A 1,330-nucleotide genomic window follows, 5' to 3' on the forward strand; every position below is an offset into this window, starting at 1 on the left:
TCGGGCAGGTCGTCCTCGTAGTAGATGGCCTCGACCGGGCAGACCGGCTCGCAGGCTCCACAGTCCACACACTCGTCGGGGTGGATGTAGAGAGCACGGCCGCCCTCGTAGATGCAGTCGACCGGGCACTCCTCCACGCAGGACCGGTCCATGACGTCAACACAGGGTTTCCCGATCACGTAAGTCATGGCTAGAGTTTACACAAGCTGATTTGTAAAAACTAGAAAGGCAAGGAGATCCGATGCCCGACACCGAACTCGACGTCCGGGGCCTGCGTAAACCGGAGAAACACCCGACAATCTTTGCCGCCTATGCAGACCTGGCGGTCGGGGAATCGTTCGTTCTGGTCAACAACCACAACCCCAAGCATCTGCACGACGAGTTCGAGGCCGACCACCCGGGCAGCTACGGCTGGGAATACCTCGAGAAGGGCCCGGCGTGGCGAATCCGGATCAGCAAGCTCGCCAGCACTCCGCTGCCCCGGATCCTCACCAACACCGCCGACATCGCAGGCGGTGACGCACAGTCCGACCTGGCCGGGGTGGTGTGGAGGCTGGAGGTGCACAGCCGGGATCTGGACTCCAATGTGATCTCGCTGCCCCCGGGCGGCGGCATCGACATGCACACCGGCGCCGAGGTGGATGTTCTGGTGCATGTGCTGGCTGGCGGCGGCCGGCTCAACACCGAACTGGGCACGGTCGAGCTGGTCCCCGGTGAGCTGTTGTGGATGCCACGACGCTCACGCCGGCAATTCAGCGCCGGACCGGAAGGCTTGCGCTACTTGACCGTGCACCAAAAGCGTGAGGTCCTGGGACTGACCCCGACCGTGCGGCAGGCCGGCTGACTGACCCGCAGATGTGTCCGGCACCGGGCGTGCGGTTTCATACGCGACGCGCCGTATCGTCGAAGCGGCAAGCGTGCAGGTTCGCGATACGAGGAGCGACGAAATGACCCATGACAACCCCGACAACTACCGCGACTTCCCCGGCCTGCGCCTGAAGTCCGGCGGCAACGGGGTACTGGAGATGGTGCTGGACGGACCCGGGCTCAATTCGGTGGGGCCGCAGATGCACCGCGATCTGGCCGATGTGTGGCCGGCGATCGACCGCGATGACGCAGTGCGGGCCGTCCTGGTTCGCGGTGAGGGCAAAGCGTTTTCGGCCGGCGGCAGCTTCGAGTTGATCGAGCAGACGATGGGCGAATACGCCGGTCGGGTGCGCATCATGCGTGAAGCCCGCGACCTGGTGCTCAATATCGTGAACTTTTCCAAACCGGTGATCTCGGCGATCCGCGGACCCGCGGTGGGCGCGGGCCTGGTGGTGGCGCTGCT

At 64.7% G+C, this 1,330-nt stretch carries 3 protein-coding genes; 2 read left to right on the forward strand and 1 reads right to left on the reverse strand.

The features are described from left to right. Positions 1–188 (reverse strand): ferredoxin (fdxA, locus tag AC2VOP_RS11435; protein WP_486961071.1); only part of this gene is annotated, 188 nt, incomplete at its 3' end. 53 nt (positions 189–241) lie between these two features. Between fdxA and AC2VOP_RS11440 the strand changes: the two genes are divergently transcribed. Together AC2VOP_RS11440 and AC2VOP_RS11445 are read left to right on the forward strand one after the other, a co-directional pair. Continuing rightward, on the forward strand, positions 242–844 hold the full coding sequence (locus tag AC2VOP_RS11440) for a DUF2249 domain-containing protein (protein WP_486961072.1): 603 nt from the start codon (positions 242–244) through the stop codon (positions 842–844). A 103-nt stretch (positions 845–947) separates the two neighbouring features. Then, the coding region (locus tag AC2VOP_RS11445; protein ID WP_486961073.1) for an enoyl-CoA hydratase-related protein at positions 948–1,330 on the forward strand (383 nt) is incomplete at its 3' end.

Source organism: Mycobacterium sp. TH-M106 (assembly GCF_057473765.1).

Excerpts from the sequence above, each read along its gene's own strand:
- AC2VOP_RS11440 (WP_486961072.1), top strand. The coding sequence starts at position 242 with ATGCCCGACACCGAACTCGACGTCCGGGGCCTGCGTAAACCGGAGAAA.